Raw genomic sequence first — 25,535 nt, 5'->3', positions numbered from 1 at the left:
TCTTCTTGAATAGGTGTTCAGTGCACATTCGGTAATGCGGTGTATTTGAGCAGGTGGGCGGCCGCCGCGATGTCCGGCGCCAGCCAGCGGTCCTCTTCGTAGGCCGGTACGACTTCGCGCAACAAGCGCCAGGCGCGGTCGGTGCCGGCGCCGAAACGCTGGTCCTTGAGGAACTCGAACGCCTGGGCCGCCATCAGGTATTCGATGGCCAGAATCTGGGTAACGTTGGCCAGTAGCTGATGCAGCTTGAGCGCGGCATTGGTGCCCATGCTCAAGTGGTCTTCCTGCAGGCCCGAGGTGACAAAGTTGTCGAGCACCGCCGGTTGCGCCAACTGGCGGTTTTGCCCGCACAAGGAGGCGGCGACGTACTGCACGATCATCATCCCGGAGTTGACCCCCGGGTTGCTCACCAGGAATGCCGGCAGACCGCTGACGTGCGGGTTGATCAGGCGGTCCAGGCGGCGTTCGGCCACCGAGCCGATTTCGGCCATGGCGATGGCGAGCATGTCGGCGGCCAGCGCCACGGACTGCCCGTGGGGGTTGGCCTGGGACACCACGCGGTAGTTGCCCGGCGTGCCAAGCAGCAGCGGGTTATCCGTGGCGCTGTTGAGTTCGGTCTCGATCTGGCGGGTCGCGTGCTCCACCTGATCGCGCGCCGCGCCGTGGATTTGCGGGATCGAGCGCAGGCTCAGGGCGTCCTGGGTACGAATGCCGCGGCTGCTGGCGATCACTTCACTGCCGTCGAGCAAGGCGCGCAGATGGCGGCCGACGTGCTGCATGCCCGGGTGCGGCTTGAGGGCGATGATTGCTTCGTCGAACGCGTCGATCTGGCCGCGCTGGGCTTCGAAGCTCATGGCGCCGATCACGTCGGCCCATTCCAGCAAGTGATGCGCATCGGCCAGGGCCAGGCAGCTCAGGCCGGTCATGCACGGCGTGCCGTTGACCAGGCACAGCCATCCTTGGCGCCGAGTACCACCGGCTGCAAACCTTCGGCTGCCAGCGCTGCTTGCGCGGTCACCACCTGGCCGCGATAGCTGACGTTGCCGACCCCGAGCAGCGCCACGCCGACATGGGCCATGTGGGTCAGGTAACCGACCGAACCCTGGGACGGCACCTGCGGCGTGATGCCGTGGTTGAGCAGCGCCAGCAGCGCATGCACCACTTGCGGGTGCAGGCCGGATTTGCCGTGACAGTAGTTGATGATGGCGGCGCAGATGATCGCGCGGGTCTGCTCATCGCTCAGTACCGGACCGACACCACAGGCGTGGCTGAGCAAGGTGTTGCGCGACAACTGGCTCAGTTGCTCGCCCTCAAGCGAAACATTGCACAGCGCGCCCAGGCCGGTGTTCACCCCATAGGCGCGTTCGCCGCTGGCGACGATGCGCTGCACGATGGCCTGGGCATTGTCGATACGCGCCCAGGCGTGGCCCGAGAGTTCGAGCACGGCGCCGTGGCGGGCGACGGCGACGACGTCCTGCCAGCGCAACGGGGTGTCGGCGAGGGTGATTTTTGTTGCCTGGGACATTTTCAGCCTCTTAAGTTGATCGTTCCCAGACTCTGCGTGGGAATGCCGCCTGGGACGCTCCGCGTCCCGCTGTCAGGGAGTGACGCAGAGCGTCACGGGATGCATTCCCACGCGGAGCGTGGGAACGATCAGTCAGACCACCGCCGCCCGCCGCTGAACGAACCGGTCCACATACTCATCCGCCGGCGAATGCAGGATCTCCCTGGGCGTGCCGACCTGAATCAGCTTGCCGTCCTTGAGGATCGCAATGCGGTTGCCGATGCGCACCGCCTCGTCGAGGTCGTGGGTGATAAATACGATGGTCTTGTGCAGGGTCTTTTGCAGCTCAAGCAACTGGTCCTGCATCTCGGCGCGGATCAGCGGGTCGAGGGCGCTGAAGGCCTCGTCCATCAGGATGATGTCGGTGTCAGCCGCCAGGGCGCGGGCCAGGCCTACACGTTGACGCATGCCGCCAGAGAGCTGGTGCGGGTATTTGTTCTCATAGCCCTTGAGGCCCACGGTTTCGATCCAGTGCAGGGCGCGTTCGGCACACACCTGCTTGGTTTCGCCGCGCACTTTCAAGCCATAGGCAACATTGTCGAGCACGCTCTTGTGGGGCAACAGGCCGAAGCTCTGGAACACCATGCTGATCTTGTGGCGACGGAATTGGCGCAAGGCCTCCATGTCCAGTTGCAGAATGTCTTCACCGTCGACCAAAATCGCGCCGCTGGTGGGGTCGATCAGGCGGTTGAAGTGACGCACCAGGGTGGATTTGCCGGAGCCCGACAGGCCCATAATCACAAAGATCTCACCGGTGCCGATGCTCAGGGACAGGTCGTTCACACCCACCACGCAACCGGTCTCGGCCAGCACCTGATCCTTGGTCTTGCCCTGGCCAATCAGCGCCAGCGCTTCTTTGGAGCGGTTGCCGAAGATCTTGAAGACGTTCTTGACTTCGATTTTGCTGACAGTAGTCATTTGCTCGCCTCATGCCGTGGACGACCATAGGCCTGGGTAATGCGGTCGATGACCACGGCGAGAATCACGATCGCCAGCCCGGCTTCGAGGCCTCGGCCGACGTTGAGGGTCTGGATGCCGACAAGTACGTCTTCACCCAAGCCACGGGCGCCGATCATCGAGGCGATCACCACCATCGACAACGCCATCATGGTGGTCTGGTTGATGCCCGCCATGATGCTCGGCAGCGCCAGCGGCAGTTGCACGCCGAACAGCTGCTGCCAGCGGTTGGCGCCGAAGGCGTTGATGGCTTCCATGACTTCGCCGTCGACCTGGCGGATACCCAGGTCTGTGAGGCGGATCAGCGGCGGCACGGCGTATATGACCGTGGCGAAAATCGCCGGTACCTTGCCCAGGCCGAACAGCATCAGCACCGGGATCAGGTACACGAAGCTGGGCATGGTTTGCATGATGTCGAGCAATGGCATCAATACCGAACGCAAGCGATTGCTGCGCGCGGAAAGAATGCCCAACGGGATGCCGATCAGCACCGAGATCACCGTCGCGACCATCATCAGTGCCAGGGTCTGCATCAATTTGTCCCACAGGCCGACCGCGCCGACGAGGAACAACAAACCGACAATCACGGCCGTGGTCACCACCTTGCGCGTGGCGTGCCAGGCGATGACGCCGACGATGGCCAGCATCAGCCACCAGGGCGCTGCGCGCAGCAGGCTTTCTAGGTTGACGATGGCCCATAGCAGGGTGTCGGAAATGTGCCGGAACACGTCGCCGTAGTTGGTGACCAGCGAATCCACCCAACCGTTGACCCAGTCGGCAATGGAAAACGTAAAACTCTCAGGAAACATAGCGTGCTCTCGATCCAGTGGGTTGAGGCCAGGCGCCCGGCTGCCCCTCAGGGTAGCCGGACACGCTTGACCTACAAGGCCGCGTCGATTTTCTTGGCGGCGTCTTCGCTCACCCAGGCGTGCCAGACTTCAGGATGTTCCTTGAGGAAAATTTTCGCCAGTTTCGGCGACTCGATTCGCTCCTTGGCCATGCGGCCCAGGTTCTGGTTCAGCAGGTCGATGGGCAGGTTGACCTTTTCCAGCACGGCCACCAGTTCCGGCGCTTGCTCGTGGAAGGCCTTGGACAGGCCGACCTTGATGCTCACGCTTTTATCCACACCCGGTTTTTCTTCCAGCTTGACCAGATCGACCTGGCCCATCAGCGGCGTCGGCGACCAGTAATAGAACAGAATCGGCTCGCCGCGCTTGTAGCTCGACAGCACCGCCGCGTCCAGCGCCGGGCCAGTGCCGGGGCGGAAGTTAGTGTAGGTGCTTTCCAGGCCGTAGCTTTTGAGCATTTCACTGTTGTCCAGTTCGCAGGTCCAGCCGGCCGGGCAGTTGTAGAAGCGTCCCTTGGAGGGTTCTTCCTGGTCCTTGAACACCGCGGCGTACTTGGCCAGGTCGGCAATCGTCTTGAGGTCCGGGGCCTTGGCTTCCAGCTTGCGCTTGGCGTCGCCTTCGATCACGTAGCGCGGCACGTACCAGCCTTCGATGGCGCCAACCACGGGCGCACCGACGCCAACGACTTTGCCGGCCTTCTCGGCCTTGTTCCAGACTTCGCTGCGGCCGACCCACTCTTCGGCAAACACCTGAATGTCGTTGCTGCTCAGGGCGTTTTCCATGGTGATGGAATTGCCCGGCAGGCTGTCGGTTTTGCAGTCGTAGCCTTTCTCCAGCACGGTTTGCAGGATGTCGGTGAGCAACATGCCGCTTTCCCAGTTCAGGCCGGCGAACTTCACCGGCTTGCCGGATTCGCACCAGCCGGCCGCCTGAGCGCCGGCGCTTGCCAGCAAGCCCGCAGAAAGCAACGTGGTCAGCAGGGTCTTATGCATTTTCATTGTGTGACGCTCCCAATCATGAAATGGATTACGGCAGTCAAAAGGCATCCTGCCTTGTCCACGTCCCGTCAGGCCTGCGCCGCAGCGCGACCGATACCGCTTGTTTGCGTGGGTGCAACGCTGTCCTGCTCGACCGGCAGGATCAGTTGATCAGGCATCGTGCCGTGCCATTTTTTCGCGCACAGGTAGTACAGGGCCGCCGGCAACACCAGGCCGATGATCCAGGAGATATCCACCCCACCCAGGGTTTCTACCAGCGGGCCGGTATAGAACTTGGTGGAAATGAACGGCAGCTGCACCAGCACACCGAATACATAAACGCTGATGCCCAGGGGGTTCCAACGCCCGTAGCGACCTTTGGGGTCAGCCAGCGCTGGCACGTCATAACGCTCGCGGGTGATGCAGTAGTAATCCACCAGGTTGATCGCGCTCCAGGGCGTGAAGAACGCCAGCAGAAACAGGATGAACGACTTGAACGCCCCCAGGAACGAGTGCTGGCCGAGCAGCGCGATCAGGGTGGCCGTGCCGACAATCGCCAGCACGAACAGCAGGCGCTGCAGGCGCGATACCCGCAGGTGGCCCTGGAAGCCGCTGATGATGGTCGCGATGCACATGAAACTGCCGTAGGAGTTCAGCGTGGAAATCGTGACCTTGCCGAACGCGATACTGAAGTACAGCAACGCCGCCGCTGCACCGCTGCCGCTCAGGCCAACGATGTAAGCCACTTCGTGCCCGGCGAATTGCCCGTTGGCCATGGCGGCGGCAAACACACCGAGAACCATCGCCACCTGCGCGCCGATGACCGACCCTGCGCCAGCCGCCAGGAAGGTTTTCACCGAGGAGGTGCTGCTCGGCAGGTAACGTGAGTAGTCCGCCACATAGGGCCCGAACGCGATTTGCCAGGACGCTGCCAGCGAAACCGCCAGCAAGAAGCTGCTCCAGCTGAAATGGCGGATCTGCAGCAATGCGCCGATGTCGGCCTGGCCCATCAAGCGGCTGAACAGGTAGACGAAGGCGATCACGCCGATGACGCTGGCGACGCGCCCGATGAAGTGGATCACCCGATACCCCAGCACCGTGACCAGCACGATGACACTGGCGAAGATCAGAATGCCGACGCTGTCGCTGACCCCGAACAACTGGCCCAGCGCCTGCCCGGAAAGTACCGTGCCGGTTGCGGTGAAACCCAGGTACATCAGGCACACCAGCACGATCGGAATGGCCGCGCCATATACGCCGAACTGCACCCGGCTGGAAATCATCTGCGGCAGGCCAAGCTTGGGCCCTTGCGCGGCATGCAACGCCATCACCCCGCCGCCCAGCAGTTGGCCGATCAACAGACCGATCAACGACCAGAACACATCCCCGCCCAGCACCACGGCCAGGGCGCCGGTGACGATAGCCGTGATCTGCAGGTTGGCACCCAGCCACAGGGTGAACTGGCTCAATAGACGACCATGTCTTTCCGCTTCCGGGATGTAGTCGATCGAACGCCTTTCGATCAACGGGGTGGTGTCGTTTGCAGCCATGGGTGTTCAACCTCTGATGGATTGTTTTTATGTGCTACGCCAATCCAATGTGGGAGGGGGCTTGCCCCCGATAGCAGTGTGTCAGTCACTGATTTTCCGGCTGATACACCGCCATCGGGAGCAAGCCCCCTCCCACACTGGTTACTTGATCATTGGCAGGTTGAGGCCCTGTTCCTTGGCGCAATCGATCGCAATCTGGTAACCCGCATCCGCATGTCGCATCACCCCGGTAGCCGGGTCGTTATGCAGCACCCGCGCAATGCGCTCGGCCGCTTCGTCGGTGCCATCACACACGATCACCATGCCCGAGTGCTGGGAAAAGCCCATGCCGACGCCGCCGCCGTGGTGCAACGACACCCAGGTCGCGCCGCTCGCAGTGTTGAGCAAGGCGTTGAGCAGCGGCCAGTCGGACACAGCGTCAGAGCCGTCCTGCATGGATTCGGTTTCACGGTTGGGGCTGGCCACCGAGCCGGAGTCGAGGTGATCGCGACCGATTACGACAGGCGCGGACAACTCGCCGCTGCGCACCATCTCGTTGAACGCCAGGCCGAGCTTGGCGCGCTGGCCCAGGCCGACCCAGCAGATACGCGCCGGCAAGCCCTGGAAGCTGATGCGCTCGCGGGCCATGTCCAACCAGTTGTGCAGGTGGGCGTCGTCGGGGATCAGTTCTTTGACTTTGGCGTCGGTCTTGTAGATGTCTTGCGGGTCGCCCGACAGCGCGGCCCAGCGGAACGGGCCGATACCCCGGCAGAACAGCGGGCGGATGTAGGCCGGTACGAAGCCTGGGAAATCAAAGGCGTTTTCCACGCCTTCTTCCTGGGCCATCTGGCGGATGTTATTACCGTAGTCGAAGGTCGGAATGCCTTGTTTCTGGAACTCGAGCATGGCTTTGACGTGCACCGCCATCGACTGTTTGGCGGCCTTGATCACAGCGGCAGGCTCGGTCTTGGCGCGGGCGCGGTATTCGTCCCAGTTCCAGCCGGCCGGCAGGTAGCCGTTGAGCGGGTCGTGGGCGCTGGTCTGGTCGGTGACCATGTCCGGGCGCACGCCACGCTTGACCAGTTCCGGCAGAATTTCAGCCGCGTTACCCAGCAGGGCAATGGAGATCGCCTTGCCTTCCTGGGTGTACTTGGCGATGCGCGCCAGGGCGTCGTCAAGGTCGGTGGCCTGCTCGTCGACATAGCGGCTGTTCAAACGGAAATCGATGCTGACCTGCTGGCATTCGATGTTCAGCGAGCACGCGCCGGCCAGGGTCGCGGCCAAAGGCTGGGCACCGCCCATGCCGCCGAGGCCGGCGGTGAGCACCCAACGGCCTTTCAAGTTGCTGTCGTAATGCTGGCGACCGGCTTCGACGAAGGTTTCGTAAGTGCCCTGGACGATGCCCTGGCTGCCGATGTAGATCCAGCTGCCGGCAGTCATCTGGCCGTACATGGCCAGGCCCTTGGCATCCAGTTCATTGAAGTGTTCCCAACTGGCCCAGTGCGGCACCAGGTTGGAGTTGGCGATCAGTACGCGCGGGGCATTGCTGTGGGTCTTGAACACGCCGACCGGCTTGCCGGATTGCACCAGCAGGGTTTCGTCGTCGTTCAGATTCGTAAGGCTCTCGACGATCTGGTCGTAGCACTCCCAGTTGCGCGCGGCACGCCCGATACCGCCGTATACCACCAGTTCCTTGGGGTTCTCGGCCACTTGCGGGTCGAGGTTGTTCATCAGCATGCGCAGCGGCGCTTCAGTCAGCCAGCTTTTGGCGGTGAGCGTGTTACCGCGGGCGGCGCGGATTTCGACGTCACGGTATTTTGTAGGCCTTGCTTTCGAAAAATCGGTCACAGCTGGACTCCTCGGCATGATGCGCGAACATGGATGGTGCGAAGGAGACTCTTACGCACACATCTTTACTTGTATGTACAAGCATATGCAATCAAGCGGCCAACTTTCAGAGCGAGGGTTTGGATTTTTTTCGAAAGCGCGTGGGAGCCTTGGAAATTAAGGCTTCGAGGCGTGATGAAATTTCTTACGAAGGAGTTTTGCAGCGAGGGAGGTTTGTCACGACAACGCGGCTTTGCGCCGCGCTGGGGCGTTAGGTAACAATTTGGTGCGGGGGCTGTGGAAACAGATCCTAAGAGCAACACAAAACAAACGTGGGAGGGGGCTTGCTCCCGATAGCGGTGTGTCAGTCAAAGATATATTGACTGATCCACCGCTATCGGGAGCAAGCCCCCTCCCACATTTTAACCGCGCTGGGTCAGTTCGATCAGGCAGCAGCGGCCACTGACCGAAATATCCAGCAAGCCGGTGTTACCGTCCACTTGCAGGCAATCGTGATGACCCAGCACATGGTCCAGCACCTTCACTTCATCCGCCACGCTGAACACCAGCACAGTGTGCGCCGAGCTGAAAAACCGCTGTACGCCATCCACCCACTGCAACCGCGCGTCATAACGCTGGGGTGAGTAGATCAGGTTGAAATCGCGGATCGGCCCGGTGATCAAGCGGCACGCCACCTGACTGTCACCTTTGAACGCGAACGGTTGCAGCGGTAACAAACCGCGCTGCTCCTCACCGTCCACGGTCAACACCATGCCCGCGCCCTTGATCACGGTGATCACGCGCTGGTAGCCGGCGAAGGTGGAAAAACCACCCGACTCGGCGATGTCGGCAATCGACAGGCGCCAGCCGAAACCATCGAGGCCGGTGCCCGCATCACGGGTGATTTCTTCGGTGCTGCCGCCGCCATTCTTCCACGGCATGCGCACATAGTCGGCAGCGCGCCAGACGTTGACTGAACTCATTTACTGAAGCGTCCTTCGAGGCTGTGTCGGGAACCGGGGTGAATCAAGCGCGCGGCCGTCACCGGCTGGCGGCCAGACCAGGTGCGTCGGCGGATCAACAGGCAGGGCTCGCTCGGCTCGATCTGCAACAGCTTGCACTCGGCGGCATCGGCGAGGATGGCTTCGACCACATGCTCGCCCTCAGTCAACGGTGCGACCTGGTTGAGGTAGGCGTAGGGCGTTTGCTGGGTGAAATCCTGTTGCAGGTATTCCGGCGCGACCAGGGCGTTGACGAAACGGTCTTCGATCTGCACCGGAATGTCGTTTTCGAAATGCACGATCAGCGAGTGAAACACCCGCCCGCCTTCGCGCATTTCCAGCGCAACGGCACGTTCCGAACCGGCCGCTTCTTCGCCCAGGGTGATGACCTGGCACGTGTGCCGATGGCCGCGGGAGGCGATCTCATCGGCAATGTTGTGCACTTCAAACAGCGCCGACTGACTCTTGGGCTCGGCGACAAACGTGCCGACGCCCTGCATGCGCACCAGCAAACCTTCGGCCGTGAGCTCGCGCAGCGCGCGGTTGATGGTCATGCGGCTGAAGCCCAATTGGCTGACCAGCTCGCTTTCCGACGGCACGCGGTAATGGGGCGGCCAGTTGCCGTTGAGGATCTGCTGGCTGATCATCTGTTTGACGCGGGCATACAAGGGCGCCGGACTTTCGTCCATGTGGGCAGCCAGCGGAGACTTGGCGGGCGGAGTCGGCACAGGGAATCCTTGCAGGGGGAAAAGATGCATAGATTGCCGGAGTTTACCGAGCAGGCAAACGTCTGTATATGTATATACAAATAAACACACGACCGGGGTGCCTTGATCATGTCCGCTTTCTTTGCCGACCGCGCGCTGCTGCCTGATGGCTGGGCCAATGATGTACGTCTTGAAGTCAGCGCCGATGGGGTCCTGATACAGGTTGAGGCCAATGCCAGCGCGGTGGGCGCCGAACGGCTAAGAGGTCCGGTATTGGCCGGCATGCCGAACCTGCATTCTCACGCTTTCCAGCGCGCCATGGCGGGGTTGGCGGAAGTGGCGGGTAACCCCAATGACAGCTTCTGGACCTGGCGTGACCTGATGTACCGCATGGTCGGCAAGATCAACCCGGAGCAGTTGCAGATCATCGCCCGCCAGCTGTACATCGAGATGCTCAAGGCCGGCTACACCTCGGTGGCCGAGTTTCATTATGTGCATCACGACGTCAGTGGCCAGCCCTATGCCGACCGCACAGAGCTGTCGCGCCAGATCAGCCAGGCCGCCGCCAGCAGTGGCATCGGCTTGACGCTGGTGCCGGTGCTTTATACGCATTCGGGGTTCGGTGGCCAGGCGCCCAACGACGGCCAGCGCCGGTTTATCAACAGCACCGACAACTACCTGGATCTGCAGGCGTGCTTGCAGCCGATGCTCGCCGCGCAACCTGCGCAGCAACTGGGCCTGTGTTTCCACTCCCTGCGTGCGGTCACGCCCGAGCAGATCAAGGACGTGCTGGCCGCCAGTGATAAGGCGTGCCCGGTGCACATTCACATTGCCGAACAGCAAAAAGAAGTTGACGACTGCCTGGCCTGGAGCGGCAAACGCCCGTTGCAGTGGCTGTACGACAACGTGGACGTCGACGAGCGCTGGTGCCTGGTGCACGCCACTCACGCCGATGCCGACGAAGTCGCGCGCATGGCCAGGAGCCGGGCGATTGCCGGTTTGTGCCTGACCACCGAAGCCAACCTGGGCGACGGGATTTTCCCGGCGGTGGATTTTCTGGCCCAGGGCGGGCGCATGGGCATCGGGTCCGACAGCCATGTGTCACTGAGCGTGGTGGAAGAACTGCGCTGGTTGGAATACGGCCAGCGCCTGCGCGATCAACGGCGCAATCGCTTGTATCGCAATGACCAGCCGATGGTCGGCCGTACGCTGTTCGATGCCGCATTGGACGGCGGCGCCCAGGCATTGGGCCAGCCGATTGGTCGATTGGAGGTGGGCAAGCGCGCGGATTGGATCGTGCTGGACGGCAACGACCCTTACCTGGCGACAGCGACAGAGGACGGCATTCTGAATCGCTGGCTGTTCGCTGGCGGTGATCGACAGGTACGGGATGTGCTGGTCAACGGCCAGTGGGTGGTGCGGGATGGGCATCATGCCGGCGAGGAAGAAAGCGGCCGGGCATTTATCCAGGTCTTGAGAGACTTACTCGGTTAAAAAATGTGGGAGGGGGCTTGCTCCCGACGGCGATGTATCAGTATCAGATGCGCTGATTGACACACTGCTATCGGGGGCAAGCCCCCTCCCACATTTTTACTGCGAGGTTTTCGCCATCTGCTTGTCGGACGTGCGCCAGATCAAACGCGTGGTGTCATACCCCTGCTGTCGTGCCCTGCTCAAGAGGTCTTCACGCGTATCGGCGCTTACCGTTGGCGTACGCGACAAAATCCACATGTAACGCCGGCTCGGGCTGCCGACGATGGCGGTCTTGTAGTCATCGCTGACATACAGCACCCAGTAATCGCCCTTGGCAACGCCCGGCAACAACGACGTAAACCAGTTATCGAATTCTACCCAGAGCTTGTCGGTCTTGCCCGGCACTTGCGGCGTGGCCGTGCCTTTGGCTTCCTGCCATTTCCACTCAGGCGTCAGGCAGCGATTGAACACCGACATGTCGCCATCCGGCAACAAGGTGTAGCGGGCTTCGGACTGCGCGCAGTTGCGCTGGAAGTACATCGGCAAGCGAGCCAACTCATACCAGGTGCCCTGGTAACGCTTGAGGTTGACGTTGCTCGCGGTCTTGGGTTGCAGATCATCGCCAGAATGGCTGGCGCAGCCCGCCAAAAACAGGCTGGCGCAAAGGAACACAACAAAACGCATCATTCTTCTTCTCCCGCAGGCTCGCGCCCCGGTTTACTTCAGGCCTTGCCCGGAAAACATCAGAACTTTGTCACCGGCGTACTGCACGCTGATAAAGCTGTTTTTATCGCCCCAGGTGCAGCTGGACATGCCCAGTGCGCCGGAGCAATCGGTCGGCTTGCCCAGCAACGACTCAACCTCGGCCTTGGCCATGCCGGCCGACAGCTTCTGGTAATTTTCTTGGTTGACCTTGCTGCAGGCGGCTAACAGCACGCAAAAAGCCAGCAGGGCGAGACGGCGTAAAGACATGGAAAAGCTCCTGGAGAGACAAAGCAGCTGGGGTATCTGCCAGAAGCTTAGAAGGGAAAAGAGGTGTCTGGTTCCCGACGAGCGAAAACAAAAAAGCCCCGAAAACGCTGAAACGTTTCGGGGCTTCTTTAACGGTGATCCGCCTCACAACACGGCGGATAACCTATCGCAGCAGCTTACTTCTTGTGATACGCCGTCACACGCTCAACTTCTTCCTTGGAACCCAGGAATACCGCCACACGCTGGTGCAGGCCTTCGGGCTGGATGTCGAGGATGCGCTGGTGGCCGTCAGTGGACGCCCCGCCCGCCTGTTCCACCAGGAACGACATCGGGTTGGCTTCGTACATCAGGCGCAGTTTGCCCGGCTTGGACGGTTCGCGGCCGTCACGTGGGTACATGAACAAGCCACCACGGGTCAGGATGCGGTGCACATCGGCAACCATGGCCGCGACCCAGCGCATGTTGAAGTTTTTCTTCAGCGGGCCTTCTTCGCCTTCCATCAACTCGTTGACGTAGCGCTTCACCGGTTCTTCCCAGTGACGCTGGTTGGACATGTTGATCGCAAATTCCTGGGTGGAGGCCGGAATGGAGATGTCTTCGTGGGTGAGTACGAAGCTGCCCATTTCGCGGTCCAGGGTGAAGCCCTTGACGCCATCGCCCAGGGTCAGCACCAGCATGGTCTGTGGGCCGTAGATCGCGTAACCGGCAGCAACCTGCTCGGTGCCCGGCTGCAGGAAGGCCTTTTCGTTCAGGGCTTCGTTCTGGCTCAGGTATTCGTTCGGGCAACGCAGTACCGAGAAGATGGTGCCGACCGGGGCGTTGATGTCGATGTTGGACGAACCGTCCAGTGGGTCGAATACCAACAGGTACGCGCCTTTGGGGTATTTGCCCGGAATCTGGTAGGCATTGTCCATTTCCTCGGAGGCCATGCCGGCCAGGTGACCGCCCCATTCGTTGGCTTCGAGCAGGATTTCGTTGGAGATAACGTCGAGCTTTTTCTGCACTTCGCCCTGCACGTTTTCAGTGCCCATGCTGCCCAGGACACCACCCAGTGCGCCTTTGGACACGGCGTGGCTGATCTCCTTGCAAGCACGCGCCACCACTTCGATAAGGAAGCGCAGATCGGCAGGCGTGTTGTTGCTGCGGGTCTGCTCGATCAAATAGCGACTCAAGGTAACGCGGGACATGGACGGCTCCGGAGAATGGGGGGCTTAAAAACCCGCGCAGTTTAACGCGAGTCGGGGCTGATTTCCTCTAATCAGAGGATTTAACGCCAATAGAGTTCACGGGTTGGCCCAACGGCTATCTCCAACAACGGTGCATATACGCAGAACCCCATGTGGGAGGGGCTTGCTCCGATAGCGGTGTGCCAGTCGACATAGCTGTTAACTGATAGACCGCTATAGGGAGCAAGCCCCCTCCCACATTTTCTACTGTGGCGTTTAGTCGAGGGCTTTCCAGATTTCGGTGGCGTATTCGCGGATCGTCCGGTCCGAGGAGAACCAGCCCATCCGCGCCGTATTCAGCACCGCCGAGCGCCACCAGGCCTTGGAGTCATGCCAATGCGCCTCGACCCGCGTCTGGGCGTCCCAGTAGGAGTCGAAGTCGGCACACACCAGGAAGCGGTCGTAGTCGATCAGCCCGTCGATCAAACCCACATACCGGCCCGGATCATCCGGCGAGAACACACCGCCACGGATCGCCTGCAGCACATCGCTCAAGCGATGGGAGGCAGCGATTTCCGGCCCGGCGTTGAATTCACCGGCGTGCTTGCGGGCTTCGACCTGCTGGGCACTGAGGCCGAAGATGAACATGTGCTCGGCGCCCACCCGCTCGTGCATTTCCACGTTGGCGCCGTCCATGGTGCCGATGGTCAGCGCGCCGTTGAGGCCGAACTTCATGTTACTGGTGCCCGACGCCTCGAAACCGGCGGTAGAAATCTGCTCAGACAAGTCCGCCGCCGGGATGATGCTTTCCGCCAGGCTGACATTGTAGTTGGGCAGGAACACCACCTTGAGCAGGCCGCGTACGGTCGGGTCGTTGTTGACGGTGCGGGCGATATCGTTGGTCAGCTTGATGATCAGCTTGGCCTGGTGATAACTCGCCGCCGCCTTGCCGGCGAAGATTTTCACCCGCGGCACCCAGTCGACCTCCGGCTCGGCCCGGATCGCCTGATACAGCGCCACGGTGTGCAGCAGGTTGAGCAGTTGGCGCTTGTATTCGTGGATCCGTTTGACCTGCACGTCGAACATCGCCGCCGGGTTCACCGAAATACCCAGGCGCTCATGGATGATCTCGGCCAGCGCTCGCTTGCTGTGCAGGCGTTGGTCGGCGAAGGCTTTGCGGAAGGTCTGTTTCTCGGCGAAGGTTTCCAGCTCGCCCAGGCGGGTTTCCATGTTGTCGAGAATGTCAGGGCCCAGGGCCTGCACCAGCATATCGGTGAGCTTGGGGTTGGCCTGGTACAGCCAGCGGCGGAAGGTGATGCCGTTGGTTTTGTTGTTGATGCGCTCCGGGTAGAGCTTATGCAGTTCGGAAAACACCGTGCTGCGCATCAGCTGAGTGTGCAGACCGGACACGCCGTTGACACTGTGGGAACCGAGGAACGCCAGGTTGCCCATGCGCACACGACGGCCGTTGTCTTCTTCAATCAACGACACGGCGCGCAGCACGTCGAAGTCGTGAATGCCCTTGGCACGCAGCGAGTCGATGTGCTGGGCGTTGATCAGGTAGATGATCTGCATATGCCGGGGCAGCATGCGCTCCATCAAACCGACCGGCCAGGTTTCCAATGCCTCGGGCAGCAAGGTGTGGTTGGTGTAGGAAAGCGTTTCGACAGTGACGTCCCACGCCGCTTCCCAAGGAATGTCGTGCAGGTCGACCAACTGGCGCATCAACTCGGCCACGGCGATGGACGGGTGAGTATCGTTGAGCTGGATGGCGGCGTGTTCGCCCAGGCTCAGCACCGAGCCGTGCATGTTCTTGTGGCGGCGCAGCAAGTCTTGCAACGAAGCGGAAACGAAGAAGTATTCCTGGCGCAGGCGCAGTTCCTGCCCCGCTTCGGTGCTGTCGGCCGGATACAGCACACGCGAGATGCTCTCGGCCCGCGCCACTTCGGCGACGGCGCCCAGGTGGTCACCGGCGTTGAAGCGTTCCAGGTGCAAATCTTCGACCGCCCGTGCGCGCCACAGGCGCAAGGTATTGACGCTGGCGCCACGCCAGCCGACCACCGGAGTGTCGTAGGCCACCGCGCGCACGGTTTCGCTGGGCGACCACACTTGGATCATCTTGCCGGACGCGTCCGCCAGGGTTTCCACGCTGCCGCCAAAACCGATCGGGTAGATCACTTCGGCGCGCTCGAACTCCCACGGGTTACCGAAATCCAGCCAGCGTTCGGTCTGCTCCTGCTGCCAGCCATCGACAATCGCCTGGCGGAACAAGCCGTGTTCGTAACGAATGCCATAACCGTGGCCGGCAATGCCCAGGGTCGACATGCTTTCCATGAAGCACGCCGCCAGACGGCCCAAGCCACCGTTGCCCAGCGCCGCGTCGGGTTCGAGCAGGCGAATGCGCTCAAGGTCCACGCCCAGCTCCGACAGCGCTTCGCGCGCGATCTCCAGCACGCCGAGGTTGCTCAGGCTGTCGTAGAGCAAGCGGCCGATAAGAAATTCCAGCGAGAGGTAATAAACCCGTTTCTGGCCTTTGCGGTAGATGCGCCGCGTATGGTCCATCCAGTGGTCGACCATCTGGTCGCGGGCGGCCAGGGCAATGGCTTCGAACCAGTCGTGGTCGAAGGCGTGATCCGGGTCCTTGCCCACCGCGTAGGTGAGTTTGGTCAAGACAGCATCGCGAAATGCGGCTACCTCTGCTTCTCGTGCAAGTGGTTCCTGAGACATCAATTGCGACCTCGGGCGAGATAGAAGGAGTTGCTAGAGCCTAGACGGTCTGACAGACGGTAGACGCTCTGGTTCGTCAGTTTTTTAACTCATTGAGCGTTGCATGAATTTGATGCAGAGGTCGTGCCTGATCGCCGTTCGCGCAGAAACTCTGAAAAGGTTGTTCAAAAAACCACCAATCCCGGTATGATCGCGCGCCCGGATACAGCCCCACCTTTTGGAACCCTGATGAAGCCTCAACTGATCGCCGCCGCGGAACTCGACCGTCTCGAGACCTGGCAGAAATATTCCGCCCACATGTGTGGTGGCTGCGTGTCCAGCTGCTGCACGCTGCCGGTCGAAGTGAAGATCAAGGACCTGATCCGCATCGGCATCGTCGATGAGTTCGAGCGCGGCGACCCGCCGAAGAACATCGCCAAGCGTTTGCAGAAGGAAGGCATCGTCGAGCGCTTCAATTCCAAATCCGAGATTTTTACTTTGCAGCGCATGAGCAACAACGACTGCCTGTACCTGGATCGTAAGACGCGCTTTTGCACTATTTATGACAAGCGCCCGGATACCTGCCGCAACCACCCGAAAATCGGGCCGCGGCCGGGGTATTGCGCGTACAAGCCGAAAGAAGTGGTGCGCGAGACTAATTTCAAGACACTCGACAAGTTTTGATGATCGTTCCCACGCTCCGCGTGGGAACGCAGCCCTGGACGCTCCGCGTCCGCTCTTAAAGGCGCGACGCAGAGCATCCCAAGAGGCATTCCCACGCAGAGCGTGGGAACGATCAGACATAAAAAAACGCCCCCGGCCTTTCGACCGGGGGCGTTTTTCATTCAGCCTGAGTTAACTCAGTTCTTGGCTTTCTTGGCAGCGCGGGTACGCTCGCCTTCGTCCAGGATCTTCTTACGCAGGCGGATCGACTTAGGCGTGACTTCGCACAGCTCGTCGTCCTGGATGAATTCCAGGGCCTGTTCCAGGGTGAAGCGAACAGGTGGAACCAGAGCGATGGTTTCGTCTTTACCCGAAGCACGCATGTTGTCGAGCTTCTTGCCTTTGGTTGGGTTGACGCCCATGTCGTTGTCACGGCTGTTCAGACCAACGATCTGGCCGTTGTAGATCTCTTGACCGTGTTCAACGAACAGCTTGCCACGCGCCTGGAGGGTTTCCAGGGAGTAGGTCAGCGCCTTGCCGGTTTCTACCGATACCAGAACACCGTTCTGACGGCCGGACATATCGCCGGACTTCATGGTGTCGTAGCGATCGAAGATCGAGGTCAGGATGCCAGCACCGTTGGTCAGGGTCAGGAACTGGTTACGGAAACCAATCAGACCGCGAGCAGGGATGTTGTATTCCAGACGCACACGGCCTTTGCCATCCGGCACCATGTTGGTCAGGTCGCCCTTACGCAGGCCCATCTCTTCCATCACCTTGCCCTGGGATTCTTCCGGGGTGTCGATGGTGACGTTTTCGAACGGTTCCTGCTTCACGCCGTCAACGGTACGGATGATCACTTCCGGACGACCAACACCCATTTCGAAGCCTTCGCGACGCATGGTTTCGATCAGTACCGAGAGGTGCAGCTCACCACGGCCGGAGACCTTGAACTTGTCGGCCGAGTCGCCTTCTTCAACGCGCAGAGCAACGTTGTACAGCAGCTCTTTGTCCAGACGCTCCTTGATGTTACGGGAGGTCACGAACTTGCCTTCTTTACCGCAGAACGGCGAGTCATTGACCTGGAAGGTCATGGAAACGGTTGGCTCGTCAACAGTCAGAGGCTTCATCGCCTCGACGGTGTCTGGCTGGCACAGGGTGTCGGAGATGAACAGCGAGTCCATGCCGCTGACGCACACGATGTCGCCGGCGAAGGCTTCTTCAACGTCGATACGGTGCAGGCCGTGGTGGCCCATCAGCTTCAGGATACGGCCGTTACGCTTCTTGCCGTCGGCGCCGATCGCGACAACCGGGGTGTTCGGCTTGACGCTGCCACGGGCGATACGGCCAACGCCGATAACACCCAGGAAGCTGTTGTAGTCCAGTGCCGAGATTTGCATCTGGAACGGGCCTTCACGGTCAACCTTCGGTGGTGGAACGTGGTCAACGATGGCCTGGTACAGCGGGGTCATGTCTTCCGCCATGGCGGTGTGTTCCAGACCGGCAATACCGTTCAGGGCCGAGGCGTAGATCACTTGGAAATCAAGCTGCTCTTCGGTGGCACCCAGGTTGTCGAACAGGTCGAAGATCTGGTCCAGAACCCAGTCCGGACGCGCACCTGGACGGTCAACCTTGTTGATGCACACGATCGGACGCAGGCCGGCTTCGAAAGCCTTCTTGGTCACGAAACGGGTTTGCGGCATAGGGCCGTCTTGAGCGTCAACCAGCAGCAGAACGGAGTCAACCATCGACATTACGCGTTCTACTTCGCCGCCGAAGTCGGCGTGGCCCGGGGTGTCCACGATGTTGATGTGGTAGCCGTTCCAGTTGATAGCGGTGTTTTTTGCCAGGATGGTAATACCGCGCTCTTTTTCCTGGTCGTTGGAGTCCATCACGCGCTCGTCGTTGAGCTCGTTGCGCTCCAGGGTGCCGGATTGACGCAAGAGTTTGTCTACCAGGGTGGTTTTACCATGGTCAACGTGAGCAATGATGGCGATGTTACGTAGATTTTCGATCACTTGTGTATCTCGATCAGAGGATTCGGTGTGCTGACAGGTCGTGGCAGCGATTTACAGTAGAGTCAGGCCTTGCCGTTACAGCTTGACGGCAGAGTCGGGGGGCCGGTGACGCAGGCCACAGGCAAACAGCCCCGGGCTCTTAGCTCGGTCGATAAACGCGCACATTGGCATGCCCCTCACTGAGCAAATGGTGGGCATGCAGGCGACTCATCACGCCTTTGTCGCAATACAGCAGGTACTGACGGCTGTCATCCAGTTCCTTGAAACGCGCGTTCAATGCATAAAACGGCAGCGTTTGTACGTCGATGCCAGGAATTTCCAGCGGCTCATCTTCGGCGGCATCCGGGTGACGGATGTCGACGATGATCTGGCCGGCCAGAGCTTCACTGACTTCTTCGATCTGCACATCCTGGCCCAGCTCGTCGATGACGCGATCGATCGGGACCAGTTTGGCGTTCTCGAGCGCTCGCTCCAGAATCGCCATGTCGAACTGTTGTTCTTCATACTCCACGCGGTTGCGCTTGGCGTGGGTCTTGGGGTTCACCGAGATGACCCCGCAATACTCAGGCATATGCTTGGCAAAGTCGGCGGTGCCGATCTGCTCTGCCTGATCGATGATGTCCTGCTTGTGGCTGGCGATCAGCGGGCGCAACACCAGTTTCTCGGTGACGCAGTCGATGATCGACAGGTTTGGCAGCGTCTGGCTGGATACCTGGGAGATCGCTTCGCCGGTCACCAGCGCGTCGATCTGCAACCGATCGGCAATCCGGGACGCCGCGCGCAACATCATACGCTTCAATACGACGCCCATATGACCGTTATCGACTTTGCCGAGAATTTCGCCCAGCACTTCCTCAAACGGTACGCTCACAAATAGCACGCGTTGAGAGCTGCCGTACTTCTTCCAGATAAAGTGCGCGACTTCCATCACGCCCAATTCGTGTGCACGCCCGCCCAGGTTGAAGAAGCAGAAGTGGCTCATCAGGCCGCGACGCATGATCTGGTAGGCCGCCACCGTCGAATCGAAACCGCCGGACATCAATACCAGGGTCTGTTCCAGGGCGCCCAGCGGGTAGCCGCCGATGCTGTTGTGCTGGCTGTGGATCACGAACAACCGTTTGTCGCGAATTTCCATGCGCACTTCAATTTGCGGTGCTTTCAGGGAAATTCCGGCGGCGCCGCACTCGCGACGCAGCTTGCTGCCGACGTATTTTTCCACATCCATGGAGCTGAACGGATGCTTGCCGGCACGCTTGCAGCGCACCGAAAAAATCTTGCCGGCCAGCGCGTCACCGAAGTGCTGTTTGCACTTCTCGGTGATGTCGTCGAAGTCGCCCAGCGGGTACTCATCCACCTGCAGGAAATGCGCGATACCCGGCATGCAGCTCAGGCGCTCGGTCATGTCCTTCAAGGCTTTGGCGTCGGTCAGGCGGGTTTCCAGCTCGAGGTTGTCCCACACGCCATTCACCACCACAGCCGGGTCCAGGTCACGGAGCACGGCACGGATGTTCTTGGCCAACTGACGGATGAAACGCGTCCGTACCGGTCGGCTCTTGATGGTGATCTCGGGGAAGACTTTAACGATTAATTTCATGGAAACAGCGCGCGCCGGGCCTGCTGAAAAAGGGGGGCGCGGATTATAGCGGAAATCGCTCAAGGTTTAACCAGTTAATATGCAGCGCATTCGCTGCGCACCAAAACGGGTCATTTTCGCCCGTTAGCGCTACATTGCAGTGCGCTATTTGCCGCGCTTTGGCCGATTGCACCGTTATAGGGGCCATTTTGACGCAAAAAGACCATGTTGGCGCACTGGCATGCAATTTGCTCTCTTGTGAGGCAGGTTGCCTTGGCGGAGTATCCGCGCCGGCATCACCCAAATTCTAAGGGCTAACTCCACTACCCTAGCCCGAAGCCACCCGGAGGACACCATGTCGAAGTCGGTTCAACTCATCAAAGATCATGACGTTAAATGGATTGATCTGCGCTTCACGGACACCAAAGGTACTCAGCACCACGTGACCATGCCGGCTCGCGACGCGCTGGATGATGCTTTCTTCGAAGAAGGCAAGATGTTCGACGGTTCCTCCATCGCTGGCTGGAAAGGCATCGAAGCCTCCGACATGATCCTGATGCCGGACGACAGCACTGCCGTCCTCGACCCGTTCACCGAAGACCCAACCCTGATCATCGTCTGCGACGTGATCGAGCCTTCGACCATGCAAGGCTACGACCGCGACCCACGTGCGATCGCCAAGCGTGCCGAGGAATACCTGAAGTCGACCGGTATCGGCGACACCGTATTCGTAGGCCCAGAGCCAGAATTCTTCATCTTCGATTCGGTCAAGTTCAAGTCCGACATCTCCGGCTCCATGTTCAAGATCTACTCCGAACAAGGTTCGTGGATGTCCGACCAGGACGTGGAAGGCGGCAACAAAGGCCACCGCCCAGGCATCAAAGGTGGCTACTTCCCTGTTCCGCCGTTCGACCACGACCACGAAATCCGTACCTCCATGTGCAACGCCATGGAAGAAATGGGCCTGGTCATCGAAGTTCACCACCACGAAGTGGCGACTGCCGGCCAGAACGAAATCGGTGTGAAGTTCAACACCCTGGTCGCCAAGGCTGACGAAGTCCAGACCCTGAAGTACTGCGTACACAACGTGGCTGATGCCTACGGCCGTACCGCTACCTTCATGCCTAAGCCGCTGTACGGCGATAACGGTTCGGGTATGCACGTTCACTTGTCCATCGCCAAAGAAGGCAAGAACACCTTCGCCGGCGAAGGTTATGCCGGCCTGTCCGACACCGCCCTGTACTTCATCGGCGGTATCATCAAGCACGGTAAGGCCCTGAACGGCTTCACCAACCCGTCGACCAACTCCTACAAGCGTCTGGTCCCAGGCTTCGAAGCGCCGGTGATGCTGGCCTACTCGGCCCGTAACCGTTCCGCTTCTATCCGTATCCCTTACGTGTCCAGCCCGCGCGCGCGCCGTATCGAAGCCCGCTTCCCGGACCCGGCAGCCAACCCATACCTGGCTTTCGCAGCCCTGGTCATGGCTGGCCTGGACGGCATCCAGAACAAGATCCACCCTGGCGACGCCGCCGACAAAAACTTGTACGACCTGCCGCCTGAAGAGGCCAAAGAGATTCCACAAGTGTGCGGCAGCCTGAAAGAGGCCCTGGAAGAGCTGGACAAGGGCCGTGCGTTCCTGACCAAAGGCGGCGTGTTCAGCGACGACTTCATCGATGCCTACATCGAGCTGAAAAGCGAAGAAGAAATCAAGGTTCGCACCTTCGTACACCCACTGGAATACGAGCTGTACTACAGCTGCTGATCCGGTAGCGCTGCTTGACGTAGCGTGATTGAAAAAGGCCTCCTTCGGGAGGTCTTTTTTTGCTTGGGAATTACGCTGCTTTACATGTTCAAACCCAATAAAAAATGTGGGAGGGGGCTTGCCCCCGATGGCAGAGTGTCAGGCAGTATAGGTATGACTGGCACACCGTCATCGGGAGCAAGCCCCCTCCCACAGGAGATCTGCGTTGAAACATAGACTTGTGTTCGCTCTGCTGTTCGTCAGTGCCGGTGCTTGCGCCGCCCCGCCCACGCTCGAGCCGCTGCTCAACAGCATCGCCGAACGCCTGGAGATCGCCGACCAGGTGGCCTTGAGCAAATGGGACAGCCATAAACCCGTGGAAGATAAAAGGCGCGAGCAGGAAGTGATTGCCAGCGTCGTCGCCCAAGCGCCGAGCTACAAACTGGACCCCGCCGCCGCCGAGCAATTTTTCTCGGCGCAGATCGAGGCAAACAAACTGGTGCAGTACACCCACTTGTCCGACTGGCAATTCCAGGGCAAGGCCCCCGACGATCCGCGTCCGGACCTGGTCAAGCAGATTCGCCCGCGATTGGATGAGCTGCAAAAACGCCTGCTGCAGCAGTTGGCCGACTTCACACCCCTGCGCACAGATCCTCAATGCCCCCAATGGCTTGCCGAGGCGGTGCATGAACCACTCAATGACCCGCTGCGCCAACTGGCAATGATCCGCGCCACCGCCGAGCTGTGCGTTTACAAAGGTTAACGCGTGCAAACCCAGTCAAAACTGTGGGAGGGGGCTTGCTCCCGATAGCAGAGTGTCAGTCAGCATATTTAACAGCTGATACACCGCTATCGGGAGCAAGCCCCCTCCCACATTGGATTTGGGTGCATTCAGCTTCCTGAACAGACTTTCTCAAAACGCACTATATTGGTGCGATAGGTTGCACCCATCCCAGCGATCCAGCCCATTTTGGTTCGATTCTTCCCGAACAAGCTGGCGGAACGCCACAGTTTCGCGCCTGAACCCCTTATTTCAGGGCTTTAACGCTTCTTTTCGGAGCCTTGGTTTGGTTTTTGCATTTTCCTTGTATCAGCGTGTGCCTCAAGCCTGCGCCTTGCTCCAAAAGAGGTCCTGATGACCATCAGTGATGCACTGCACCGTTTGTTACTCGACAACCTGACCACTGCGACCATCCTGCTCAACGCGGACCTGCGCCTTGAGTACATGAACCCGGCGGCGGAGATGCTCCTGGCTATCAGCGGCCAGCGCAGCCATGGGCAGTTCATCAGCGAATTGTTCACCGAGTCGGCCGAAGCCCTGAGCTCGTTGCGCCAGGCCGTGGAGCAGGCACACCCGTTCACCAAGCGTGAAGCGATGCTCACCGCCCTCACTGGCCAGACCTTGACCGTCGACTACGCAGTGACGCCGATCCTGAGCAATGGCGCGACCCTGCTGCTGCTCGAAGTACACCCCCGCGACCGCCTGCTGCGCATCACCAAGGAGGAGGCGCAGCTGTCCAAGCAGGAAACCAGCAAGATGCTGGTGCGCGGCCTGGCCCACGAGATCAAGAACCCGCTGGGCGGCATTCGCGGCGCGGCGCAGTTGCTGGCCCGCGAGCTGCCGGAGGAGCATCTCAAGGACTACACCAACGTCATCATTGAAGAGGCCGACCGCCTGCGCAACCTGGTGGACCGCATGCTCGGCTCCAACAAGCTGCCGTCGCTGGCGATGACCAACGTGCACGAAGTGCTGGAGCGCGTCTGCCAACTGGTCGAGGCCGAAAGCCAGGGCTGCATCACCCTGGTGCGCGACTATGACCCCAGCATCCCCGATGTCTTGATCGACCGTGAGCAGATGATCCAGGCGGTGCTCAATATCGTGCGCAACGCCATGCAGGCCATCAGCAGCCAGAACGAGTTGCGCCTGGGCCGCATCAGCCTGCGCACCCGCGCCCTGCGCCAGTTCACCATTGGCCATGTGCGCCATCGCCTGGTGACCAAGGTCGAAATCATCGACAACGGCCCGGGCATTCCTGCGGAGCTGCAGGAAACCATTTTCTTCCCCATGGTCAGTGGCCGCCCGGACGGTACCGGGCTGGGCCTGGCCATTACCCAGAACATCATCAGCCAGCATCAGGGCCTGATCGAATGTGAGAGCCATCCCGGCCACACCACGTTCTCGATCTTCCTGCCATTGGAACAAGGAGCCCCCACGACATGAGCCGTAGTGAAACTGTCTGGATCGTCGATGACGACCGTTCTATCCGCTGGGTCCTGGAGAAAGCCTTGCAACAGGAAGGCATGACCACCCAGAGCTTCGACAGCGCCGACGGTGTAATGAGCCGCCTGGCTCGCCAGCAGCCGGATGTGATCATCTCCGATATCCGCATGCCCGGCGCCAGCGGCCTGGACCTGCTGGCGCGGATTCGCGAACAGCATCCGCGCCTGCCGGTGATCATCATGACGGCGCACTCGGACCTGGACAGCGCTGTCGCGTCGTATCAGGGCGGCGCCTTCGAGTACCTGCCCAAGCCGTTCGATGTGGATGAGGCGGTGGCGCTGGTCAAGCGCGCCAACCAGCACGCCCAGGAACAGCAGAACCAGGAAGCCCCGCCGGCCCTGACGCGCACGCCGGAAATCATCGGCGAAGCGCCGGCGATGCAGGAAGTGTTTCGCGCCATCGGGCGCTTGAGCCACTCCAACATCACCGTGCTGATCAACGGCGAGTCGGGTACCGGTAAAGAGCTGGTCGCCCACGCGCTGCACCGTCACAGCCCTCGGGCGGCGTCGCCGTTTATCGCGTTGAATATGGCGGCTATCCCGAAAGACCTGATGGAGTCCGAGCTGTTCGGCCATGAAAAAGGCGCGTTCACCGGCGCGGCCAACCTGCGGCGCGGGCGCTTTGAGCAAGCGGACGGCGGCACCCTGTTCCTCGATGAAATCGGCGACATGCCAGCCGATACCCAGACCCGCCTGCTGCGGGTGCTGGCCGATGGTGAGTTCTATCGCGTCGGCGGGCATACGCCAGTCAAGGTGGATGTACGCATCATCGCGGCGACCCACCAGAACCTGGAAACCCTGGTACACGCCGGCAAATTCCGCGAGGACTTGTTCCATCGCCTCAACGTGATCCGCATCCACATCCCGCGCATGTCGGACCGCCGCGAAGACATCCCTACCCTCGCCCGTCACTTCCTCAGCCGCGCCGCCCAGGAGCTGGCCGTCGAGCCGAAGCTGCTCAAGAGCGAGACCGAGGAATACCTGAAGAACTTGCCATGGCCCGGCAACGTACGCCAGCTGGAGAACACCTGCCGCTGGATCACGGTGATGGCCTCCGGGCGCGAAGTGCATATCAGCGACCTGCCGCCGGAACTGCTGAGCCTGCCGCAGGATTCGGCACCGGTCACCAACTGGGAACAGGCACTGCGCCAATGGGCCGACCAGGCCCTGGCACGCGGCCAGTCGAACCTGCTGGACAGCGCCGTGCCGGCGTTCGAGCGGATCATGATCGAGACCGCACTGAAGCACACCGCTGGCCGCCGTCGCGATGCCGCCGTGCTGCTGGGTTGGGGGCGTAATACCCTGACGCGCAAGATCAAGGAGCTGGGGATGAAGGTCGACGGCGGGGATGACGACGAAGGTGACGAGGCATGATCACCGCTCTCTGATCCACCGAAGATCCAATGTGGGAGGGGGATTGCTCCCGATAGCAGTGGTTCAGTCACAACATCTGTGTCTGATCTACCGCTATCGGGAGCAAGCCCCCTCCCACATTTGGATCTTCATAAGGCTCATAGTCATGCACTGATTCAA

19 protein-coding genes and 1 pseudogene are annotated in these 25,535 nt (G+C 60.5%); 6 read left to right on the top strand and 14 right to left on the bottom strand.

Going from position 1 to position 25,535, the window contains the following annotated elements:
* Positions 1 to 17: 17 nt before the first annotated feature.
* From hutH to hutC, 8 genes and pseudogenes are all read right to left on the bottom strand, one after another.
* Positions 18 to 1,525 (bottom strand): annotated as a pseudogene (gene hutH, locus C4J90_RS01920) (histidine ammonia-lyase).
* Between the two features lie 132 nt (positions 1,526 to 1,657).
* Complete coding sequence (locus C4J90_RS01915) at positions 1,658 to 2,482, bottom strand: glycine betaine/L-proline ABC transporter ATP-binding protein (protein WP_124360880.1); 825 nt, start codon at positions 2,480 to 2,482, stop codon at positions 1,658 to 1,660.
* Positions 2,479 to 3,330, bottom strand: coding sequence for a proline/glycine betaine ABC transporter permease (locus C4J90_RS01910; protein ID WP_124419088.1), 852 nt, complete (start codon positions 3,328 to 3,330; stop codon positions 2,479 to 2,481). The genes C4J90_RS01915 and C4J90_RS01910 overlap by 4 nt, the downstream gene beginning before the upstream one ends.
* Positions 3,331 to 3,401: 71 nt before the next feature.
* Positions 3,402 to 4,367 carry an ABC transporter substrate-binding protein gene (locus tag C4J90_RS01905; RefSeq protein ID WP_124402800.1) on the bottom strand — a complete coding sequence of 322 codons (966 nt, stop codon included), beginning with the start codon at positions 4,365 to 4,367 and terminating at the stop codon, positions 3,402 to 3,404.
* Between the two features lie 68 nt (positions 4,368 to 4,435).
* On the bottom strand, positions 4,436 to 5,896 hold the full coding sequence (locus C4J90_RS01900; RefSeq protein ID WP_124413597.1) for a cytosine permease: 1,461 nt from the start codon (positions 5,894 to 5,896) through the stop codon (positions 4,436 to 4,438).
* A gap of 141 nt (positions 5,897 to 6,037) precedes the next feature.
* Entirely contained in the window at positions 6,038 to 7,741 is a 1,704-nt protein-coding gene (hutU, locus tag C4J90_RS01895; protein WP_124419087.1) for a urocanate hydratase, read from the bottom strand.
* Positions 7,742 to 8,124: 383 nt separating this feature from the next.
* Positions 8,125 to 8,685, bottom strand: a complete 561-nt coding sequence (locus tag C4J90_RS01890; RefSeq protein WP_124413595.1) for a HutD family protein — start codon at positions 8,683 to 8,685, stop codon at positions 8,125 to 8,127.
* A complete protein-coding gene (gene hutC, locus C4J90_RS01885; RefSeq protein WP_177412738.1) occupies positions 8,682 to 9,461 on the bottom strand; it encodes a histidine utilization repressor in 780 nt (259 codons plus the stop codon). Before hutC ends, C4J90_RS01890 begins: the two co-directional genes overlap by 4 nt.
* 78 nt (positions 9,462 to 9,539) lie before the next feature.
* Between hutC and C4J90_RS01880 the strand changes: the two genes are divergently transcribed.
* Complete coding sequence (locus tag C4J90_RS01880) at positions 9,540 to 10,904, top strand: formimidoylglutamate deiminase (protein WP_124419086.1); 1,365 nt, start codon at positions 9,540 to 9,542, stop codon at positions 10,902 to 10,904.
* A 96-nt stretch (positions 10,905 to 11,000) separates the two neighbouring features.
* On the opposite strand, the gene C4J90_RS01875 is transcribed toward C4J90_RS01880, so the two are convergent.
* From C4J90_RS01875 to C4J90_RS01860, 4 genes are all read right to left on the bottom strand, one after another.
* On the bottom strand, positions 11,001 to 11,570 hold the full coding sequence (locus C4J90_RS01875) for a lipocalin family protein (protein WP_124360872.1): 570 nt from the start codon (positions 11,568 to 11,570) through the stop codon (positions 11,001 to 11,003).
* 30 nt (positions 11,571 to 11,600) lie between these two features.
* The gene (locus tag C4J90_RS01870) at positions 11,601 to 11,855 is read right to left on the bottom strand and encodes a lipoprotein (protein ID WP_033897714.1); all 255 of its coding nucleotides are present in this window, start codon (positions 11,853 to 11,855) and stop codon (positions 11,601 to 11,603) included.
* Positions 11,856 to 12,031: 176 nt separating this feature from the next.
* Positions 12,032 to 13,042 (bottom strand): class 1 fructose-bisphosphatase, encoded by a 1,011-nt coding sequence (locus tag C4J90_RS01865; protein WP_124360871.1) that lies wholly within the window; start codon positions 13,040 to 13,042, stop codon positions 12,032 to 12,034.
* Positions 13,043 to 13,297: 255 nt separating this feature from the next.
* Positions 13,298 to 15,748, bottom strand: coding sequence for a glycogen/starch/alpha-glucan phosphorylase (locus C4J90_RS01860; RefSeq protein ID WP_124413593.1), 2,451 nt, complete (start codon positions 15,746 to 15,748; stop codon positions 13,298 to 13,300).
* A 228-nt stretch (positions 15,749 to 15,976) separates the two neighbouring features.
* Here C4J90_RS01860 and C4J90_RS01855 point away from each other — a divergent pair, with 228 nt between their 5' ends.
* Positions 15,977 to 16,411: a YkgJ family cysteine cluster protein gene (locus tag C4J90_RS01855; protein WP_003237464.1), complete on the top strand. Its 435-nt coding sequence runs from the start codon at positions 15,977 to 15,979 to the stop codon at positions 16,409 to 16,411.
* 176 nt (positions 16,412 to 16,587) lie between these two features.
* Here C4J90_RS01855 and typA read toward each other — a convergent pair whose 3' ends face one another.
* Both typA and thiI read right to left on the bottom strand, forming a co-directional pair.
* Positions 16,588 to 18,408, bottom strand: a complete 1,821-nt coding sequence (typA, locus tag C4J90_RS01845) for a translational GTPase TypA (protein ID WP_053140412.1) — start codon at positions 18,406 to 18,408, stop codon at positions 16,588 to 16,590.
* A gap of 139 nt (positions 18,409 to 18,547) precedes the next feature.
* On the bottom strand, positions 18,548 to 20,002 hold the full coding sequence (thiI, locus tag C4J90_RS01840; RefSeq protein ID WP_124360869.1) for a tRNA uracil 4-sulfurtransferase ThiI: 1,455 nt from the start codon (positions 20,000 to 20,002) through the stop codon (positions 18,548 to 18,550).
* A 334-nt stretch (positions 20,003 to 20,336) separates the two neighbouring features.
* On the opposite strand from thiI, the gene glnA reads away from it, so the two are divergent.
* From glnA to ntrC, 4 genes are all read left to right on the top strand, one after another.
* Positions 20,337 to 21,743, top strand: a complete 1,407-nt coding sequence (glnA, locus tag C4J90_RS01830) for a glutamate--ammonia ligase (RefSeq protein ID WP_124360867.1) — start codon at positions 20,337 to 20,339, stop codon at positions 21,741 to 21,743.
* A 157-nt stretch (positions 21,744 to 21,900) separates the two neighbouring features.
* On the top strand, positions 21,901 to 22,485 hold the full coding sequence (locus tag C4J90_RS01825) for a chorismate mutase (protein ID WP_256658974.1): 585 nt from the start codon (positions 21,901 to 21,903) through the stop codon (positions 22,483 to 22,485).
* Positions 22,486 to 22,857: 372 nt separating this feature from the next.
* On the top strand, positions 22,858 to 23,943 hold the full coding sequence (gene glnL, locus C4J90_RS01820; protein WP_005783937.1) for a nitrogen regulation protein NR(II): 1,086 nt from the start codon (positions 22,858 to 22,860) through the stop codon (positions 23,941 to 23,943).
* A complete protein-coding gene (gene ntrC / locus C4J90_RS01815; RefSeq protein WP_008435682.1) occupies positions 23,940 to 25,376 on the top strand; it encodes a nitrogen regulation protein NR(I) in 1,437 nt (478 codons plus the stop codon). The genes glnL and ntrC overlap by 4 nt, the downstream gene beginning before the upstream one ends.
* Positions 25,377 to 25,535: the final 159 nt, after the last annotated feature.

The sequence above is a fragment of the Pseudomonas sp. R2-60-08W genome, from assembly GCF_003852335.1.
Classification (GTDB): domain Bacteria; phylum Pseudomonadota; class Gammaproteobacteria; order Pseudomonadales; family Pseudomonadaceae; genus Aquipseudomonas.
The sequence above is the reverse complement of the archived record's forward strand: the minus strand, read 5'-3'. Positions and strand labels throughout refer to the sequence as shown.

What these genes read in the sequence shown, in the direction of transcription:
- C4J90_RS01915 (WP_124360880.1), bottom strand. Translation starts at nt 2,482, where the DNA reads ATGACTACTGTCAGCAAAATCGAAGTCAAGAACGTCTTCAAGATCTTC.
- C4J90_RS01910 (WP_124419088.1), bottom strand. Translation starts at nt 3,330, where the DNA reads ATGTTTCCTGAGAGTTTTACGTTTTCCATTGCCGACTGGGTCAACGGT.
- C4J90_RS01905 (WP_124402800.1), bottom strand. Translation starts at nt 4,367, where the DNA reads ATGAAAATGCATAAGACCCTGCTGACCACGTTGCTTTCTGCGGGCTTG.
- C4J90_RS01900 (WP_124413597.1), bottom strand. Translation starts at nt 5,896, where the DNA reads ATGGCTGCAAACGACACCACCCCGTTGATCGAAAGGCGTTCGATCGAC.
- hutU (WP_124419087.1), bottom strand. Translation starts at nt 7,741, where the DNA reads ATGCCGAGGAGTCCAGCTGTGACCGATTTTTCGAAAGCAAGGCCTACA.
- C4J90_RS01890 (WP_124413595.1), bottom strand. Translation starts at nt 8,685, where the DNA reads ATGAGTTCAGTCAACGTCTGGCGCGCTGCCGACTATGTGCGCATGCCG.
- hutC (WP_177412738.1), bottom strand. Translation starts at nt 9,461, where the DNA reads ATGCATCTTTTCCCCCTGCAAGGATTCCCTGTGCCGACTCCGCCCGCC.
- C4J90_RS01880 (WP_124419086.1), top strand. Translation starts at nt 9,540, where the DNA reads ATGTCCGCTTTCTTTGCCGACCGCGCGCTGCTGCCTGATGGCTGGGCC.
- C4J90_RS01875 (WP_124360872.1), bottom strand. Translation starts at nt 11,570, where the DNA reads ATGATGCGTTTTGTTGTGTTCCTTTGCGCCAGCCTGTTTTTGGCGGGC.
- C4J90_RS01870 (WP_033897714.1), bottom strand. Translation starts at nt 11,855, where the DNA reads ATGTCTTTACGCCGTCTCGCCCTGCTGGCTTTTTGCGTGCTGTTAGCC.
- C4J90_RS01865 (WP_124360871.1), bottom strand. Translation starts at nt 13,042, where the DNA reads ATGTCCCGCGTTACCTTGAGTCGCTATTTGATCGAGCAGACCCGCAGC.
- C4J90_RS01860 (WP_124413593.1), bottom strand. Translation starts at nt 15,748, where the DNA reads ATGTCTCAGGAACCACTTGCACGAGAAGCAGAGGTAGCCGCATTTCGC.
- C4J90_RS01855 (WP_003237464.1), top strand. Translation starts at nt 15,977, where the DNA reads ATGAAGCCTCAACTGATCGCCGCCGCGGAACTCGACCGTCTCGAGACC.
- thiI (WP_124360869.1), bottom strand. Translation starts at nt 20,002, where the DNA reads ATGAAATTAATCGTTAAAGTCTTCCCCGAGATCACCATCAAGAGCCGA.
- glnA (WP_124360867.1), top strand. Translation starts at nt 20,337, where the DNA reads ATGTCGAAGTCGGTTCAACTCATCAAAGATCATGACGTTAAATGGATT.
- glnL (WP_005783937.1), top strand. Translation starts at nt 22,858, where the DNA reads ATGACCATCAGTGATGCACTGCACCGTTTGTTACTCGACAACCTGACC.
- ntrC (WP_008435682.1), top strand. Translation starts at nt 23,940, where the DNA reads ATGAGCCGTAGTGAAACTGTCTGGATCGTCGATGACGACCGTTCTATC.